Source organism: Streptomyces sp. NP-1717 (assembly GCF_022695985.1).
Lineage (GTDB): Bacteria > Actinomycetota > Actinomycetes > Streptomycetales > Streptomycetaceae > Streptomyces.
Map to the genome: position 1 here is coordinate 16,909 of NZ_JAAPBF010000023.1, position 17,378 is coordinate 34,286.

General features: G+C 71.6%; 14 protein-coding genes. 10 read left to right on the forward strand and 4 right to left on the reverse strand.

Going from position 1 to position 17,378, the window contains the following annotated elements; translation table 11 throughout:
• The first annotated feature begins 14 nt into the window (after positions 1-14).
• From GXP76_RS07690 to GXP76_RS07705, 4 genes are all read left to right on the forward strand, one after another.
• The gene (locus GXP76_RS07690; RefSeq protein WP_242570673.1) at positions 15-812 is read left to right on the forward strand and encodes a 3-hydroxybutyrate dehydrogenase; all 798 of its coding nucleotides are present in this window, start codon (positions 15-17) and stop codon (positions 810-812) included.
• Positions 797-2,218 (forward strand): MFS transporter, encoded by a 1,422-nt coding sequence (locus GXP76_RS07695; RefSeq protein WP_242570674.1) that lies wholly within the window; start codon positions 797-799, stop codon positions 2,216-2,218. The genes GXP76_RS07690 and GXP76_RS07695 overlap by 16 nt, the downstream gene beginning before the upstream one ends.
• A gap of 66 nt (positions 2,219-2,284) precedes the next feature.
• On the forward strand, positions 2,285-4,213 hold the full coding sequence (locus GXP76_RS07700) for a GAF domain-containing protein (RefSeq protein WP_242570675.1): 1,929 nt from the start codon (positions 2,285-2,287) through the stop codon (positions 4,211-4,213).
• A 648-nt stretch (positions 4,214-4,861) separates the two neighbouring features.
• Positions 4,862-5,359 (forward strand): FBP domain-containing protein, encoded by a 498-nt coding sequence (locus GXP76_RS07705; protein ID WP_242570676.1) that lies wholly within the window; start codon positions 4,862-4,864, stop codon positions 5,357-5,359.
• A 43-nt stretch (positions 5,360-5,402) separates the two neighbouring features.
• Here GXP76_RS07705 and GXP76_RS07710 read toward each other — a convergent pair whose 3' ends face one another.
• From GXP76_RS07710 to GXP76_RS07720, 3 genes are all read right to left on the reverse strand, one after another.
• On the reverse strand, positions 5,403-6,311 hold the full coding sequence (locus GXP76_RS07710; protein ID WP_242570711.1) for a MerR family transcriptional regulator: 909 nt from the start codon (positions 6,309-6,311) through the stop codon (positions 5,403-5,405).
• 261 nt (positions 6,312-6,572) lie between these two features.
• Entirely contained in the window at positions 6,573-8,066 is a 1,494-nt protein-coding gene (locus GXP76_RS07715; protein WP_242570677.1) for a phosphoesterase, read from the reverse strand.
• Positions 8,067-8,276: 210 nt separating this feature from the next.
• Positions 8,277-9,488, reverse strand: a complete 1,212-nt coding sequence (locus GXP76_RS07720; RefSeq protein WP_374360139.1) for an Ig-like domain-containing protein — start codon at positions 9,486-9,488, stop codon at positions 8,277-8,279.
• A 240-nt stretch (positions 9,489-9,728) separates the two neighbouring features.
• Here GXP76_RS07720 and GXP76_RS07725 point away from each other — a divergent pair, with 240 nt between their 5' ends.
• From GXP76_RS07725 to GXP76_RS07745, 5 genes are all read left to right on the forward strand, one after another.
• Positions 9,729-10,925, forward strand: a complete 1,197-nt coding sequence (locus tag GXP76_RS07725) for a peptidoglycan bridge formation glycyltransferase FemA/FemB family protein (RefSeq protein ID WP_242570678.1) — start codon at positions 9,729-9,731, stop codon at positions 10,923-10,925.
• 113 nt (positions 10,926-11,038) lie between these two features.
• The gene (gene murJ / locus GXP76_RS07730; protein ID WP_242570713.1) at positions 11,039-12,739 is read left to right on the forward strand and encodes a murein biosynthesis integral membrane protein MurJ; all 1,701 of its coding nucleotides are present in this window, start codon (positions 11,039-11,041) and stop codon (positions 12,737-12,739) included.
• Between the two features lie 24 nt (positions 12,740-12,763).
• Entirely contained in the window at positions 12,764-13,447 is a 684-nt protein-coding gene (locus tag GXP76_RS07735) for a response regulator transcription factor (protein ID WP_242570679.1), read from the forward strand.
• Between the two features lie 77 nt (positions 13,448-13,524).
• A complete protein-coding gene (locus tag GXP76_RS07740) occupies positions 13,525-14,985 on the forward strand; it encodes a HAMP domain-containing sensor histidine kinase (protein WP_242570680.1) in 1,461 nt (486 codons plus the stop codon).
• Positions 14,982-15,659 carry a pentapeptide repeat-containing protein gene (locus tag GXP76_RS07745; protein WP_242570681.1) on the forward strand — a complete coding sequence of 226 codons (678 nt, stop codon included), beginning with the start codon at positions 14,982-14,984 and terminating at the stop codon, positions 15,657-15,659. Before GXP76_RS07740 ends, GXP76_RS07745 begins: the two co-directional genes overlap by 4 nt.
• A 232-nt stretch (positions 15,660-15,891) precedes the next feature.
• On the opposite strand, the gene GXP76_RS07750 is transcribed toward GXP76_RS07745, so the two are convergent.
• Entirely contained in the window at positions 15,892-16,353 is a 462-nt protein-coding gene (locus GXP76_RS07750) for an ATP-binding protein (RefSeq protein ID WP_242570682.1), read from the reverse strand.
• Between the two features lie 296 nt (positions 16,354-16,649).
• Between GXP76_RS07750 and GXP76_RS07755 the strand changes: the two genes are divergently transcribed.
• Entirely contained in the window at positions 16,650-17,225 is a 576-nt protein-coding gene (locus GXP76_RS07755) for a TerD family protein (protein ID WP_242570683.1), read from the forward strand.
• Positions 17,226-17,378: the final 153 nt, after the last annotated feature.

Below are 17,378 nucleotides of genomic sequence, written 5' to 3' on the forward strand. Positions count from 1 at the left end.
CTACCGTTCCGGCCATGAAGAGCCCAAGTCACGCAGGCCCCGATCCCTCCGCGCCGAGCGCGGGGGGAAGGGCGCTCAAGGGTCGCACCGCCCTGGTAACCGGTGGTGGCAGCGGCATCGGACGGGCCTGCGCCGAGGCGCTGGCCGAAGCCGGCGCACTGGTCCACGTCGTCGACCGCGACGCCGACACCGCCAAGGCCGTCGCCGCCGCCACGGGAGGCGTGAGCCACGCCGTGGACCTCGCCGACACAGGCGCGATCGACCGGCTCCCCGCCGATGTGGACATCCTCGTCAACAACGCCGGACTGCAACACGTCTCGGCCATCGAGGACTTCCCGCCCGACAGGTTCGAGCTGATGCAGAAGGTGATGCTCACGGCCCCGTTCCTGCTGATGCGGCACTGTCTGCCGCACATGTACGCGGGCGGCTGGGGCCGGGTCGTCAACATCTCCAGCATGCACGGACTGCGCGCCAGCCCCTTCAAGTCCGCCTATGTCGCGGCCAAGCACGGCCTGGAAGGGCTGAGCAAGGTGGCCGCTCTGGAAGGCGCTCGGCACGGGGTCACCAGCAACTGCGTCAACCCCGGCTACGTACGGACCCCGCTCGTGGAAGGGCAGATCGCCGCCCAGGCCGCGGCCCACGGGATCCCCCCGGACGAAGTCGTCAGCGACGTACTGCTGGACCGCTCCGCGATCAAGCGGCTGATCGAGCCGGAGGAGGTGGCGGCGGTCTGCGTATGGCTCTGCGGCCCCGACACCGGCTACATCACCGGCTCCTCCCTCCCCGTCGACGGCGGGTGGGGCGCCGCCTGATCCACCCGGCGCCCTCCCACCGACAGGCATTCCGCTCCCGCCCCGGCTCCGCCGCCGCGCTGGTCTTCAACAAGCTGTTCTTCCCCAGCAGCGACCCGCTCGTCGGTACGCTGCTCGCCTTCCTCACCTACGCCGTAGGCTTCGCCGCCCGCCCCCTCGGCGGCATCGTCTTCGGCCACTACGGGGACAAGATCGGCCGCAAGAAGCTCCTGGTGTTCAGCCTCCTGCTGATGGGCGGCGCCACCTTCGCGATGGGCCTGCTGCCCACCCACGCGACCATCGGTGTCGGTGCGCCGATCCTGCTCACCGTGCTGCGGCTCGTCCAGGGCTTCGCGCTCGGCGGGGAGTGGGGCGGCGCGATCCTGATCGTCTCCGAGCACGGCGGCGACAAGAGGCGTGGCTTCTGGGCCTCCTGGCCGCAGGCGGGCGCGCCCGGCGGCAACCTGCTGGCCACCGGTGTACTGGCGCTGCTCGCCGCAGTCCAGTCCGACGAGGCGTTCCTCGCGTGGGGCTGGCGCATCCCGTTCCTGCTCTCCGGTGTGCTGGTCGTCATCGGTCTCTGGATACGGATCTCGGTCGAGGAGTCGCCGGTCTTCCTGGAGGCGCAGCGCAAGGCGGCCGACGAGGCGGCGAGGGCGGCCGGGGCGACCAAGGGCGCGGTCGTGGAGGTCAAGGAGGCCGCACCCGTCGTCCAGGTGTTCCGCAAGAGCTGGCGTGAGGTGCTGGTCGCGATCGGCACCCGGTTCGGCGAGAACGTCTCGTACTACATCCTCACCGCCTTCGTGCTCGTCTACGTCACCGTCCACCTCGAACTGCCCAAGAGCGACGCCCTCAACGCGGTCCTCATCGGCTCGGCGGTGCACTTCGTCACCATCCCGCTGTGGGGCGCCCTCTCCGACCGGCTCGGCCGCCGCCCGGTCACCCAGATCGGCGCGATCGGCATGGTCGGCTGGGCGTTCGCCTTCTTCGCCCTGCTGGACACCGAGTCGTTCCCGGTCATCGCCGTCGCGGTCACGGTGGGTCTGCTGTTCCACGGCGCGATGTACGGGCCGCAGGCGGCCTTCATCTCCGAGATGTTCGACACGAAGGTCCGCTACTCCGGCGCCTCCATGGGCTCCCAGCTCGCCTCGATCATCGGCGGCGCGCTCGCCCCGCTCATCGCGGTCGAACTGCTCAAGGACTACGACTCGTCCGTGCCGGTGTCCATCTACCTCAGCGCCGCCGCGCTCGTCACCGTCGTGACCGTGTGGATCGCCAAGGAGACCAGGGGCCGCGACTTGTCCAAGGACGGGCTGGTCGGCTCCGTTCCGGCGCCCGCCGTGAACGGGGGCGCCGACCCCGCGAAGGGCTCACCGGCGAGCCGTACCGGGAGCGACGCCAAGGACTCGGCCCGGCTCGGCGGCTGACCCGCGGCCCGCACCCGGGCCGTATCCCCACCGCCGCACCCGTGCCCGCCTGGAGGTGATCACCGTATGCTCGCCGACGTGACAGCTCCAGGCACCCGGCACTCCGTGGCTGCCCTGCGCCGGCTCCTCGATCTGCTGGCGCGGGGCGCGCCCGCGGAGGAGTTCGCCCGTCCCGCCGCCGAAGCCCGCGAGGCCGGCGTGCGGGGCGGTGAACTGGCCGCGATCAACGACGCCACCGACGTCGCCCTGCGCATCCGGCGGACCGTGAGCCAGCACCGGCGCCGCGAGGCGCAGCTCACCGCGCTCTTCGACACCGCCAGCGACCTGGCCGCGCTCCGTGACCTGGACGCCGTGCTGCGCGCCATCGTCCACCGGGCCAAGCTGCTGCTCGGCACCGACGTCACCTATCTGTCCCTCAACGACGAAGTCGCCGGCGACACCTATATGCGTGTCACCGACGGGTCGGTGGCCGCCGCGTTCCAGCAGGTACGGCTCGGGATGGGCGAGGGCCTCGGCGGACTCGTCGCGCAGACCGCCCGCCCGTACGCCACCGGCGACTACCAGCGCGACACCCGCTTCAACCACACCACCACCATCGACAGCGCCGTACTCGACGAGGGCCTGCGCGCGATCCTCGGCGTACCGCTGCGCGTCGGCGCGCGGATCATCGGGGTGCTGTACGCGGCGGACCGGGCGCCCCGCGAGTTCGCCGCCGAAGAGGTCGCGCTGCTCTCCTCGCTCGCCGACCACGCCGCCATCGCCATCGACGGCGCGCGCCTGCTGGAGGAGACGCGGGCCGCGCTCGTCGACCTCAACTCGGCCTCGGAGACGATCCGGACGCACAGCGGGCAGATGCGCCGCGCCGAGGAGGCGCACGACCAGCTCACCGACCTCGTGCTGCGCGGCGGCGGAGCCGACGATGTCGCCGCCGCCATCGCCGACATCCTCGACGGCGGGATCCTCATCCACGACGCGGACGGCGCCGAACTCGCCCGCGCCCGCGCCGAATCACTCGCGCCGCTCACCCCGGCGGTCGCCTCGTCCAGGGCGAGCGGCCGGGCGGTCCCCCTGGACGGCACCTGGGTCTGCGCGGTCCTCGCCGGACCGGAACTCCTCGGCAGCATCGCCCTCACCGGGCGCGCCGACCTCGCGGACGTCGACCGGCTCCTGTTCGAACGCGCCGCGGTCGTCACGGCGCTGCTCCTGCTGCTGCGCCGCTCGGTCGCCGAGGCGGAGGACCGGGTACGCGGCGAACTGCTCGGCGACCTGCTCATCGGCTCCGGCGATCCGGGCGCCCTGTCGGCGCGGGCCCGGCGGCTGGGGGTCGACCTGGCCCGCCGGCACTGTGTCTTCGTCGCGGACAGCGAGACCACCGACCGGCACCGCCTGCTGGCCGTCGCCGCCAGGAGCGCCCAGGCAGGCAACGGTCTGGCCGGACTCCACCAGGGCCACGTGGTGCTGGTCGCACCCACCGACACGCCCGGCCCCAGCGCGCGCAAGCTCGCCGCCGAACTCGGCCAGGCCCTCGGTTCCCCGGTCACCGTCGGCGCCGCGGGCCCGGCCGCCGGCCCCGCCGGACTTCCCACCGCCCACGCCGAGGCGTGCCGCTGTCTGTCCGCCCTGCGCGTCCTCGGCCACACCGGGCACGGCGGCGCCACCGACGACCTCGGCTTCGTCGGCGTACTCCTCGGCGAGCGGGCGGACCTCGGCGGCTACGTACGCGCCACGCTCGGCGCCGTACTCGACTACGACGCAGAACGCGGCACCGATCTCGTGGGCACGCTCGACGCGTACTTCGCCGAGGGCGCGAGCCTCACCCGGACCAAGACGGTGCTGCACGTCCACGTGAACACGGTCGTGCAGCGCCTCGAACGGGTCGGCCGGCTCCTCGGCCCGGACTGGAACTCCCCGTCCCGCACCCTGGAGATCCAACTGGCCCTGCGCCTCCACGCGTTGACGCGCGGCCCGGACCTGTCGCCGACATCGGCCGACTGACGGACTGACCGACTGACCGACTGACCGACCTTGACGGAGGCCGGGTTCGGAGGAACTGCCCCGTCGCGCGGTGGCGTCGATGGGATAACCTGTCCGGGATTTCGCGCGGCAGGTTCTCTGCCGCCCCGCTCGGCGCGCTCGGCGTCGACACGCACCGCGTGCCCTGCCCGGAAGGAGGCGAGAGACATGGACCGTGCCGAATGCGTTGCGGCCATAGTTGCCTCCGGCCGTGTGCCCTCCCTCCTCCGCGGCGCGCGGTAACTCTTCCCCCTTCTCGCTTCTTGTCCCCGGCATCTTCCTGAGATGCCGCGTCACGAGATGTGCTGGCCCGCGCGGTTCGTCGCCGCGGGGGCCGCGGGGGCGCGTGCGTCCCGGACGTGAATCCCTCCCGTCCGCCCCTCCACGGCCACCGACCGTTCCCCGGACCGCGAGGTTCCCGACGCGACTCTTCGTCATCGGCCTGGCGGGGTTCGCCGCGGCCTCCGCGCTGGGCGGCGCGGGCGCTGCAAGGCGCGTTCGCGGCGGTCCTGGCGCCCTCGGCACTGTCGCGGGCGTCCAGGACGCCGAAGCACGCCGGAAACGACGCGCCGGCCTGGCGAGCCGGGGCCGTGCTCCGAAACCGTCCACTTACCCCTCGAAGGAAGCTCCGTGAAACCCCTGACCGAGCACGACATCCGTACCTCGTTCGTCAACTGCTCGAAGGGCGAGGCCAAACGCCTCCCCCTGCCCAAGAACCTGGCGGACCTCGACCACTGGGACGACCTGGACTTCCTGGGCTGGTCCGATCTGTCCGCGCCCGATCGCAGGTATCTCGTCGTCGAACGCGCCGGTGAACTCGTCGGCCTGTCCCTGCGCTCCGTTTCCGGCAACCGCGGCTTCCTGCGCCGCAGCCTGTGCTCGCTGTGCCTGACCACGCATCCCAGCAGCGGCGTCTCCCTCACGACCGCCCCCAAGGCGGGCAAGGCCGGCCGCGAAGGCAACTCGGTGGGCCTCTACGTCTGCGCCGACCTGGACTGCTCGTTGTACGTACGGGGCAGGAAGGCGGTACCACCGGGCGGGCGCATGGAGGAGTCCCTCACGGTCGAGCAGCGGATCGAGCGCCTGCGCGGCAACCTGGACGCGTTCGTGGAGCGGGTCTTCCACTGAGGCCGACGGGGGCTCGACGGCCGTCGTCGCCGAGCCCCCGCAGCTAAGCGGGTGGGTCCTGGGTCGACAGTTCTACCGCCAGCTCCATACAGCGCAGGCGGGCCGGGGAGAAGTCGTAGGGCATCTTGCCGATGGCTTCGTGCACGCTCATGGAGCCGGTCTCCCGCCTGCCGGAGCCGGGGCCGGCCTCGCCCTCGCCGTCATCGGCGGCAGTCGGGTACAGAATGTCCCAGGCGTCGAAGAGGGCATCCTCGTCCTTGTCCAGGCCGGACTCCTCGATGACGGCATGCAGGGCGTTTTCGAAGGCGTGCCGCTCGCCGGCCACCTGAGGCACCCGTGGATCGTCGACGGCGACGCTGTCGTCGAGTGCCTTCTCGGCGTCATCGATGCGGTCGGACTCCTCCCGCAGAGCGGGATGCGTGGCCAGGGCGATGAAACGGCTGGCCTGAACGGCCGCGCCGAGCGGGCCGAAGATCCGCTCGGTGACCAGCAGGGTGTCCAGGTCATCCTGACGCAGGGAGCCCTCGGGAAGGCTCTTGAGGCGTTCGGTGACGAAGTCGGAGAGCAGGCCCATCCGGCTGCCTTCGGTGCGCATCCGCTGCACGGCGGTCCGTTGCCGCCGCAACTCCGCCTCCTGCTCGGCGAGGGTGTTTTCCAGCCGCTCCAGGACGCCCGCGATACCTTCTCCGCTGTCCGCACCGGCGGCAGCCGGGCCGGTGGAAAAGGCGTCACGGATGTCGTCAAGGGCGATCCCGGCGTCGGCCGTCTTGCGGATCCACAGCAAGCGGATCATGTCCTCGTACCGGTAGCGCCGGCGGTCATCGCCGCCCCGCTCAGGCTCGGGGAGCAGGCCGATCTCGTGGTAATGGCGAATCGCCCGTGGCGTTATGCCGACGAAGGCCGCCGCGTCACCGATCTTGACCTGGCGGGGTGGCATGAAAGACGAATGCACGAGCAGGGACCTTTCCTCAAGGCATCGAAACGTAAGTCCACCGGACCACATGCCGCTACGGAAGGTGCAACCCGTACACACCGCTCCGGCCGAACCGGTCGCCACGGCCCGGCGCTGCTGGAGACGGCTGGCCGGGTCCGAGTCACGTCCGCTGCCCTGTGAGGGCGGACCCGACTCGGACCCGGTCGCCGCGTCTGTGCGGTGAGAAGGGAAATCCGTGGGAGACGACCCCGGTGAACCGGCGGCCGGCCCACCTACCGGCTAACGGACCTTGACGAAGACCGGGTTCGAGTAGAACCACAGGTCGTCCCACGGGCTTTCGAGGCCGTCCGCGAGCGGCTCGGCCTCGTCCGTGCTGGTGCCGCGGACCCGGGCGTAGAGGTCGCCGTCCACATCGCGCAGGGTGTGCTTGATGACGTACTCGTCGCCCTGCTTGCGCCAGTCGCGCTTGCCGAACCGTGCCACCACCTTCGTGGTGGGGTTGGTGTCGGAGTCGCGGTCGTCGCTCTTACCGGTGATTCTGCCGGTGATCAGGTCGACGCGACGCACCTCGGGGCGGTCGCCGTTGGCGTTCTTGCCGTCCAGCGGGCGGAAGCGGATCTCGATCTCGACATCCGTACGGCCCCGGTTGGTGACCGTGATCGTCTCGCCCACGGACGCCACGTCGCCGCGGTTGCTCGCGGTCACGTCCAGAGTCCGGATGAGGTCGCCGGTGCCGACCCAGATCCGGCCGTTGCGCAGACCGTCCATGATGTCGGCGTAGTCCTGCCGCGCCAGCACATGCGTCTTGCTGTACTCGCCCGGCCAGAAGTCGGAGCCGCCGCGCGTCCAGTGCACGTGCGAGTCGGACGTCGCGGTGATCCACCAGCGCCGGCCCTCGCCGAGCAGCGCGTCCCACAGGCCGCCGACCCGCGCGGTCATCTGGTCGAAGCCGCCGTGCGTCGGGTAGTTGCCGTACCCGCCGCGCGCGCCGCCGTTCAGCGGGCCCGCCTGGTGGCCGGGTGCGCCCTCGAAGCCGACGTAGATGTCGGGTGCGGCGTCGTTGCCGTTACGGAACTCGCGCGGCGTGTCCTGACCGTAGACACCCAGGCCGGGCGCCGAACGGGAGGCGTGGTGGGCGATCACCAGCGGCTTGCGGCGCATGTCCTTCGCCGCCTTCAGGAACTCCACCATCTTGGCCTCGGTGTCGCGGCCGGGGTCGGCGGGGAAGGCGTCGTGCTTGGCGAAGCGCTGCTCCAGCTCGAACAGCTGCCGCGCCTCGTCCGCGTGGTGCGGGATCATCAGCGTGTGGTGGTCCAGCGCCGGGGCGTCGAACTCCATGCCCCAGAACTGGAGTACCTCGGGTACGAGGACCCGCGAGCGCAGCAGGTCGGGGTAGGCCTGCTCCAGGTTGACCTTCGAGTGCGTCGGACCGCCATGGTCCGTGCACATCGCCCAGCTGAGACCGAAGTTCTTCGCCATGATCGCGTTGGTGACGATCGGGTAGACCGCGTCGTCGCCCTTCTTGAACACGGGCGGGTTCTTCGTCGTGTCGAACGAGCCGCTGTACTCCGAGTGCACGTGGTGGTCACCGGCGCGCCAGGCGCGTCTGCGGGAGCCGCCCGGCTTCCGGCGGTCGTCCTCGGTGCCGGAGGCGACGCCGGCGCCGACCAGCGGCGCCGCCGCGGCGAGGGTCGCGCCGACGCCCGCGAACTTGACGAGGCGGCGTCGTGAGAGTGCGGAGCGCTCGGGGTCTTCGGTGTTCTTGTCCTTCACGGTTGAAGCCTTTCGTTCAACTTCCGGCGCGGGGGGTGCCAACCGCAGAGTCTCGGAGGGCAAACCGAACGCCGGGTGAACGCAGGTCCGGTCCATCGAGAACAAAGAACGCTGCCCAGTACACCGACCACGCGTACACCGACCACGCGTACACCGACCACGCGTACACCGACCACGCGTACACCGACCGCCCCCATACCGGCCGCGCGATCAGTCCAGCGCGCTGCGCTCCCGCCACTGCGGCCACGACAGATTCCAGGCCCCGAAGCCGTTCCCCGGCTCGACCGTGCCCTTGGTGTCGGCGCCCTTGATCTCGAACGGGTCGCCCACCCGCACCTGCCGGTAGAACCAGGCGGCGTCGGCGTCGCTCATCCCGATACAGCCGGAACTCCGGTTGGCGACGCCCAGGTACTTCGCGTTCCACGGCGCCGCGTGCGCGTACATGCCGGACCAGGTCAGCCGCATCGAGTGGTCGACCATCTTGTCGTAGGCGTCACCGAGGCCCACCGTCTCGGAGTTCATGTTGATCGTGCCCTCCTTGGCCATCAGCACCGCCGTGCCGCGCCAGGACCGCTTGTCCCCGCCGGGGGTGCCGCCGGAGACCGGGATCTTCCGGACGGTCTCGCCGTCGCGCTCCAGCGTGAGGCGGTGCTTGTCCAGGTCGACCTCGACCACCTGGCGGGCGCCGACGGTGAAGGTGGTCGAGTAGTCCCGTACGAACCAGCCGCCACCGCCGCCGGAGTCCGTGCCGTTCAGCTCGGCGCGCAGCGTGACCTTCGTGCCGGGACGCCAGTACGTCTTCGGCCGCCAGTCGACCCGGTCCCGCCCCGACCAGTCGCGGACCCAACCCCACGACCCCTCGGTGTCGTTGGAGGTGGTGACCTTCAACTGGCGCTCCACGGCCGCCTTGTCGGCGACGGGGTTGTCGAAGACGAGCGAGATCGGCTGCGCGACGCCGACCGTGGCGCCCGCGCCGGGGCGCCAGTCCGTCTTGTTGACCTTGCCGGCGTCGGCGGTGCTGAACGCGGCCTCGGCTCGCCCCGCCCTGCCGTCCTTCGCCCGCGTCGCCGCCGTGACCGTGTACGAGGCGCCGGGCACCGCCTTGCGGTCCGAGACCCAGACCGTGCCCTTCGACGTCATCGAGCCCTTGAGGGTCCGGCCCCGGTCGTCGGTGACCGTGACGGACGTGAGCGTGCCGCCGTGTGCGGTGACCTCGACCGGGCGGCCCGCCCCGGCGCCCTTCCCGCTCGGGGTCACGGTGACGGTCGCCGGCTTCGCGGCGGCCCGAGTGGCCTTGTCGTCCACCGGGCGCTTGCCCTCCGCGGTCCCGCCCGAGGCGGTGGACGAACAGGCGGTGAGTGTTACGGCCAGTGAGACAAGGACGACGGGCGCGATCACGAGGCGCGCGGACGGGTGGCGCAGGGATGAGTGACGCAGGGACGAGTGGCGCAACGGAAAACCTCCGTCAGACGGCGGGAGCAAGGGGACAGCGCGACTCTAAGCACGCGAAACACGCAGGTGAGAGGCGTGCGGCCAATGTGACGGGCACTGATGGAAAACGGTCGTCGTCCCGTCACATTCGGCGCGCGGAGCGGTCACGGGCGGCTGTGAGCATCCTCGTCGTCCCCGCGAACAGGCCGGGGTGGAAGAGAGGCTCACACTGTGTCAGCACTCCTTGTGACGGCAGGCCGGACCGGGCAGAGACAGGACAGTCGGGACATACGGCTGGAACCGGTCACCGCCCACGCGTACCGCGCGTTCCTCGCCTCCCGTACGGGAGAGGCACTGGGCCCCGGCTTCCTCCAGTGCCCCTCGTGGGCGCGGGTGAAAGACGGCTGGCGGCCACTGCTGCTGGGCTGGGGACCCGCACCCGCAGCCGGGGGGCTGACGGGCGTGGCCCTGGTTCTGCTGCGTCAGTTCCCGGGCACGAGAAGGTACTTCGCGTACCTGCCCGAGGGACCCGTCGCCGACTGGGCCGATCCGGACGTCGACGGCTGGCTCACGCCGCTGCTCCGGTATCTCAAGGGCGCCGGCGCCTTCGCCGTACGGATCGGCCCCACGCCCGCGCACCGCCGCTGGCACCCCGGCCCGCTCAAGTCACGGACCGGCACCGGCATGCGGCTCGCCGACGTCCTCGACTGCGAGGTCGACCCCCTCGGCACCGCCGTCGCCGAGCGCCTGCGCGCCCGGGGCTGGCGGCGCTGCGGCGACGACACGGGGGACGGCGGGGACGCGCAGCCCCGCCACGTCTTCCAGGTGCCGCTCGCCGGCCGCACCGTCGACGACCTGTGGTCCGGGCTCAACCAGGAGTGGCGGCGCAACGTGCGCCGCGCCCGCAAGGCCGGCGTCGAGGTGGTCGTGGGCAGCGCGGCCGAACTCCCCGACTTCTACCGGTTGCTGTGCGTCACCGAGCAGCGCGACGGCTTCCGGCTCGGCCGTTCGGCGGCGTACTACGAGCGGCAGTACGCCGCGCTCAACGCCGAGGAGCCCGGCCGGATGAAGCTCTATCTCGCCTGCTTCGAGGGGGAGATACTCGCCGCGCACACCATGATCACCGTGGGGCGCCGGGTCTGGTACCAGACCGGGGCGTCCGCCGACCACCGGCGGGAGGTCCGGCCCTCCAACGCCCTTCAGTGGCGGATGATGCTCGACGCCCACGCGGCGGGCGCGGACGTGTACGACATGCGCGGGGTACCCTCCACACTCGATCCGGCGGACCGCTCCTTCGGGCTGCTGCGCTGGAAGCTCGGCACCGGCGGGCAGGTCGTCGAGACACTGGGGGAGTGGGAGAGACCGTTGGCCGGGACCACCAATCACACGCTGTACCGCGCCTTCCAGGCGTATCTGGCCCGCCGATGAGTACGACGTCCGTCGCCGGGCCGCCGGCATCGCCCCCGCCGCGTGGCGAGCCGGACCCGCCCGCCACGCGTACGACACCCGGCGAACCGTCCGTCGCCCGGAGCGGCGTGATCATGGCGGCGGGCTCCGTGGTGTCGCGCGCCGCCGGTTTCGTACGGTCGGCCGTGGTCGCCGCCGCGCTGGGCGTCGGGCTGACCGCCGACGGCTACGCCGTGGCCAACTCCGTCCCCACGATCGTCTACATGCTGCTCATCGGCGGCGCCCTGAACGCCGTCTTCGTACCCGAACTGGTCCGCGCGGCCAAGGAACACGAGGACGACGGCGCCGCGTACACCGACCGGCTCCTCACCGTCTGCGTCATCGCGCTGCTGGCGATCACCGCCTGCGCCGTGTGGGCGGCGCCCGCGATCGTCGACGCGTACACCGGCTACAGCGGTGAACAGGCCACGATGACCGTCGCGTTCGCCCGCTACTGCCTGCCGCAGATCTTCTTCCTCGGCGTCTTCACCCTGCTCGGCCAAGTGCTAAACGCCCGGGGCCGGTTCGGCTCCATGATGTGGACGCCCGTCCTCAACAACGTCGTCGTCATCGCGGTGTTCGGCCTGTATCTGGCGACGGGCGACGGCGGGGAGCTCACGAGCGGCGAGACGGCCCTCCTCGGCTGGGGCACCACGGCGGGCATCGCCGTCCAGGCGTTGGCTCTCCTGCCCGCGCTGCGCGCCGCCCGGTTCCGCTGGCGGCCCCGCTTCGACTGGCGCGGCAGCGGTCTGACCAGGCCGCTGCGCGCCGCGGGGTGGCTCGTGCTGCTCGTGCTCACCAACCAGGCCGCGTACTGGGTGGTGACCCGGCTCGCGACACTCGCCGGCGCGCGGGCGGCGGCGCAGGGCATCGACGGCGGCGCCGGCTTCAGCGCGTACAACAACGCCTATCTGCTGTGGGCCGTACCGCACGGCATCGTCACCGTCTCCCTGGTCACCGCCCTGATGCCGAGGATGAGCCGGGCGGCGGCCGACGGCGACCCGGACGGGATACGGCGCGACGTCTCGTACGCCCTGCGCGGCAGCGCGGCGGCCATCGTGCCGGCCGCGTGTCTCCTGCTGGCGCTCGCGCAGCCGCTGATGGCGGTCGTGTTCCAGTACGGCAGGACCGACGCGCGCGACATCGCGACGATGGCCGGGATCCTGATGGCGTTCGCCCCCGGGCTCGTCGCCTTCTCCGGGCAGTACATCCTGTCCCGCGCCTTCTACGCGCTCTCCGACACCCGCACCCCGTTTCTTCTCAACCTGGTGATCGCCGGGCTCAACGCGGGACTTTCGCTGGCCGCGTTCGCGCTGCTGCCGGCGCGGTGGGCGGTGACCGGGATGGCGGGGGCGTACTCGGTGGCGCTGCTGGCGGGGTGGGTGGTGACGGCGCTGGTCCTGCACCGACGGCTGGGGCACGGTGCCGGATCGTCGCCCGAGGCCCGGTCCGCAACGGCACCCGCACCGGCACCCGCGCCCGCACCGGCACCCGAGCCCGCGCCCGTGCCGACGCCCGGCCGGCACCGCGCCCCGGCGGCCCGCGCCCGGCTGTGGCGGTCCGCCGCCGTCGGCGCGCACGCCCGGCTGCTCGTCGCCGCCGTGCCGGCCGCGGCCCTCGGCCATCTCGCCGCCGCGCGTACGATGCCGGTCGGCGCCGTCGCCGCCTGCGCCGCCGGCACCGCGGTGGTCGGCCTCGTCTTCGCACTCCTCGCCCGCCCGCTCCGGCTGACCGAACTCGACGAACTCCTCTCCGGCCTCACCCGCCGCCTCACCAAGCGCCCGGCCCGGCGCTGAGAACACCCCTGGGACAGACCGCCTATGCCACGCGTGCTCCTCATAGAAGACGACCCCGCCGTACGCGAAGGGGTCGAACTCGGCCTGCGCCGCCGGGGGCACGAGGTACGGACCGCCGCCACCGGCGAGGCCGGCCTCGCCGCCCTCGACGAGTTCCGCCCCGATCTGCTCCTGCTGGACCTCATGCTGCCCGGAGTCAACGGCGTCCAGGTCTGCCGCCGGGTGCGCGAGAACAGCCAGTTGCCGATCATCATGCTCACCGCGCGCGGCGACGACTTCGATGTCGTCGTGGGCCTGGAGGCGGGCGCCGACGACTACATCGTCAAACCCGCCCGCACCGAGGTGATCGAGGCGCGGATCCGTGCCGTACTGCGCCGGATCGACGAGCCCGGCAACGGACGCCCCGCCGTCGAGCACCACGGTGAACTCGCCGTCGACCGCGCGGGACTCACCGTCACCAAGTCCGGACAGCACCTCGCGCTCGCCCCCTCCGAACTGCGTCTGCTCCTTCATCTGACCGCCGCGCCGGAGCAGGTGTTCAGCAGACAGCAACTGCTGGAACACGTGTGGGAGCACAGCTACCACGGCGACGCCCGGCTGGTCGACGCATGCGTCCGGCGCCTGCGCAACAAGATCGAGGAGGAGCCCGGCAGCCCCCGCTACATCCAGACGCTTCGAGGCTTCGGCTACCGCTTCGGACCCCTGTGACCGGCCTTCGCGCGATCCGTGCGCGCCGTCTCCGTGGCCCTCGCCGCCGCGTGCGGGAGCGCGCCGGGCGGCGGTCCATGGCCCCGTTCAAGCTGCGGACCCGGCTCGTCCTGGCGTTCCTGCTCGTTGCGGCCGTCAGCGCCGCCACCACCGCCACACTCACCTTCCGGGAGGCGCGCAGCAGCGTCCTCAGGACGGCACAGGACACCGCCGTCTCGTCCTTCCGCGACGAGGTCCGGCAGATCGGCGTCCAACTGCCCCTGCTGGAAGACGAATCGCTGGAGGAGCTGCTGCGCGGCATCGCCCGCAAGGGCAAGCCCCGCACCTGGGTCGTCTTCGCCGAGTACGGCACGCTGCGCGCCTCGTCCGGACTCAGCCCCACCTCCACCGTGATCACCCCCGAACTGCGCCGCAAGGCCGCGGGCCATCCGCACGGCAGCTTCCAGCGGGTCGTCAAGGACGGCGTGCCGTATCTGACGATCGGCATGCCCACCGTCTTCAAGGTCGGTCCCGGCGGCGCCCTGTCCAGCGGGCTCGTCCTGTACGCCGTGATGCGCATGGACCAGGAGCAGATCCAGGTCGAGGCGCTGATCACCGCCGCCAGGGACGGCGCGGTGCCGGGGCTCGCGATCGCGCTGCTGCCCGCGCTGCTTGCCGCGCGCAGCGTCCTGCGTCCCGTACGCGAGTTGCGGCGGGCTGCCCGCAGCATGGGCAGCGGGCGGTTCGACACCCGTATCCCGGTCCGGGGCAGTGACGAACTCGCCGATCTGGCCCGCACGTTCAACGAGTCCGCCGGTGAGATCGAGCGCTCCGTGGCGGAACTCCGGCGAGCCGAGGCACGCGCCCGGCGCTTCGCCGCCGACGTCTCGCACGAACTGCGCACCCCGCTCGCCGGGATGCTCGCCGTGACCGAGGTGCTCGACGAGGACGCCGGCCGGCTCGACCCCGACACCGCGCAGGCGGTCCGGCTGATCAGCGCCGAGACCGGAAAGCTCGCCGTGCTCGTCGACGACCTGCTGGAGATCTCCCGATTCGACGCGCGCGCCGCCGAGTTGAACACCGACGAGGTCGACGCGGCGGAAACGATACGCAAGACCCTCCAGAGCCGGCACTGGACCGACCGGGTACGCACCGAACTGCCGGAGGGCGTGAGGGCCCGGCTCGATCCGCGCCGCTTCGACATCGTCGTCGCCAACCTCGTCGGCAACGCGCTGCGCCACGGCGCCGCGCCCGTCACCGTACGGCTGCGCACGGAGACCCGCGAAGCCGGTCCGGCGCTGCTGGTGATGGACGTCGAGGACCGGGGTCCCGGTATCCGGCCGGAGGTACTGCCGCACATCTTCGACCGCTTCTTCAAAGCGGAGGCGGCCCGGACCCGGTCGACGGGCAGCGGTCTGGGGCTCGCGATCACACGGGAGAACGTACGGCTGCACGGCGGCACCATCCGCGCCGCCAACCGCTCCGGCGCCGAGGCCACTTCCGCCGGAGCGGTCTTCACCGTCGAGCTACCGCTGAACGCGGGGGAGGAGCCCGCGTGATACGCCTTCCGGGCGCCGTACTGCGAGGCGCCGTACTGCGAGGCGCCGTACTGCGAGGCGCCGTACTGCGAGGCGCCGTACTGCCAGGTGCCCTGCTGCCCGGCGCCGCTCTCCTCGGCGCGCTGCTGGTCACTGGCTGCGACATCCAGTCGACCGACGCGATCGACGCGGGTGATCCCGCCACCATCCAGGTCTTCCCCGGCGCCGGCGGCGAGCGGGCGCTGATCTTCTTCCGCTCGGAGGGAGCGCTGATGCCGGTGGCCCGTCCTGTCCCGTACGAGGAGGTCGTGGACCCGAGTGCGCCGGAGCCGACCGTGATCGACCCGGGCACGGGCATCAAATCCCTGTCCGCGCTCTTCGCCGGACCGCTGCCCGACGAGCGCGCGGCCGGACTCACCGACGGTCTGCCGGAGCTGCTGGACAACGGCTTGCAGGTGGATGGGAGCGAGGGCGCGCGGACAGTCGTCACCCTGCCCGTCGCGCTCAGCGGTCTCGACGACCTGGCGATCCGGCAGGTGATCTGCACCGTCGCGTTCGCGCGTGACGCCGAGGGCAGGGGGTCGGTGCTGCTGCGTGGTACGGACGGTGCTCTGGAGGCCGCCGTCTGTGACGCCGACATCGACATGACCGACCTGCCCCGCCCGCGAACCGCGCCGGACACGGACGACCGCTAGGGCCTGTCTTCAAAGTCCCGCCTGGCCCGCGACGCCTGGCACGGCACCTCGCCGCGTTGTCGGACTCGGCCGAGTACGCCCGGTACAAGTCCGATCCTCCGCCTTGCGATGCACCGCACCAGCCGCCGCGGGCCCCGCCCTACGGGCGGACGGCGCTACTTTGAAGACAGGCCCTAGCGCCCGCCATGGGGCGTTCCCCGGGGCTCGGACTCCGAAGCCCGGCGGACAGGATCTACGCGCGGTCGTCGTTCTCCCCGGCCGCGAGGCGGACCTTGATGCGCTTGCCCACGGGCTCCCGGCGGACGTCGTACCCCTCGCACAACGCGATGACGATCTCCATGCCGTGCTGCCCGATCCGGCCGGGTTCGGCGGCGCGCGGTACCGGCAGCGTGGAGTCCGTGTCCCACACGGTGATCTCCACGACCTCCCCGTCGAACACCAGGTCAAGCAGGCAGGGGCCGGGTGCGTACTTGCACGCGTTGGTCACCAGTTCGCTGACGACCAACTGCGCCGTACCGATCACACGGGACGGCACCCCGCGTCCCTGCTCGGTCCGCGCGTTCCCGAGGAACTCGGCGGCGAAGCGGCGTGCCTCCCCGATCATCGCCGATTCCCCGCCGAACACCGCGCCGCGTCTGAGTACCCGGCCCGTGCCTGTGCAGCGGTCCTCGGTCTCTTCCACTCGCTGGTCCATGCGTGAGATCCATTCCCCGTGGCGGCCCGTGCGGGCCCATCTTGCGTCCACTTCTCCGTCTACGTCACCGCCTGCCCCGCTTCAGCCACTCCAGTCCCAGCGATGGCCGGAAATCCACGAAGACCGCTCCGCGACGCCACCCCGGCCCCTCTCGTCCCACCCCGCACACCGTCCGCATGCCGTCCCGCACTTCGGATCCCGCCCGACCGTACGAGCCTGGTAGATACCCGGACCGCTGGTTCTCCGGTGTTATAGATTTTGATCCACTTTTCAGTCACGAACAGCAGGAGGAGATCGTGGGCGTTTCCCTGGGCAAGGGTGGCAACGTTTCGCTGAGCAAGCAGGCTCCCGGGCTGACCGCGGTGCTCGTCGGCCTCGGCTGGGACGCGCGCAGCACGACCGGTGCCGACTTCGACCTCGACGCGAGCGCGCTGCTCGTGAACAGCGCCGGCCGGGTGCTCTCCGACCAGCACTTCATCTTCTACAACAACCTGACCAGCCCTGACGGTTCTGTCGAGCACACCGGTGACAACCTCACCGGCGAGGGCGAGGGCGACGACGAGTCGCTGAAGGTCAACCTGGCCGGTGTCCCCGCCGACGTCGACAAGATCGTGTTCCCGGTCTCCATCCACGAGGCCGGATCGCGCGGGCAGAGCTTCGGTCAGGTACGTAACGCGTTCATTCGTGTGGTGAACCAGGCCGGCGGCGCCGAACTCGCGCGCTACGACCTCACCGAGGACGCCTCGACGGAGACCGCGATGGTCTTCGGCGAGCTGTACCGGCACGGCGCGGAGTGGAAGTTCCGCGCGGTCGGCCAGGGTTACGCCTCCGGACTGGCCGGTATCGCGGCCGACTTCGGCGTCAACGTCTGAGATCCTGCGCAGACACAAGGACGAGCGCGTCCACTCGGTACGGCAGTACGGCAGTACGGCAGTACGGCAGTACGGGCGCGAGCGCGCGACGCGCGCGGATACGAGCACGAGCGGGACGGCGGCGGACCACACTGATCCGCCGCCGCCCGGCTC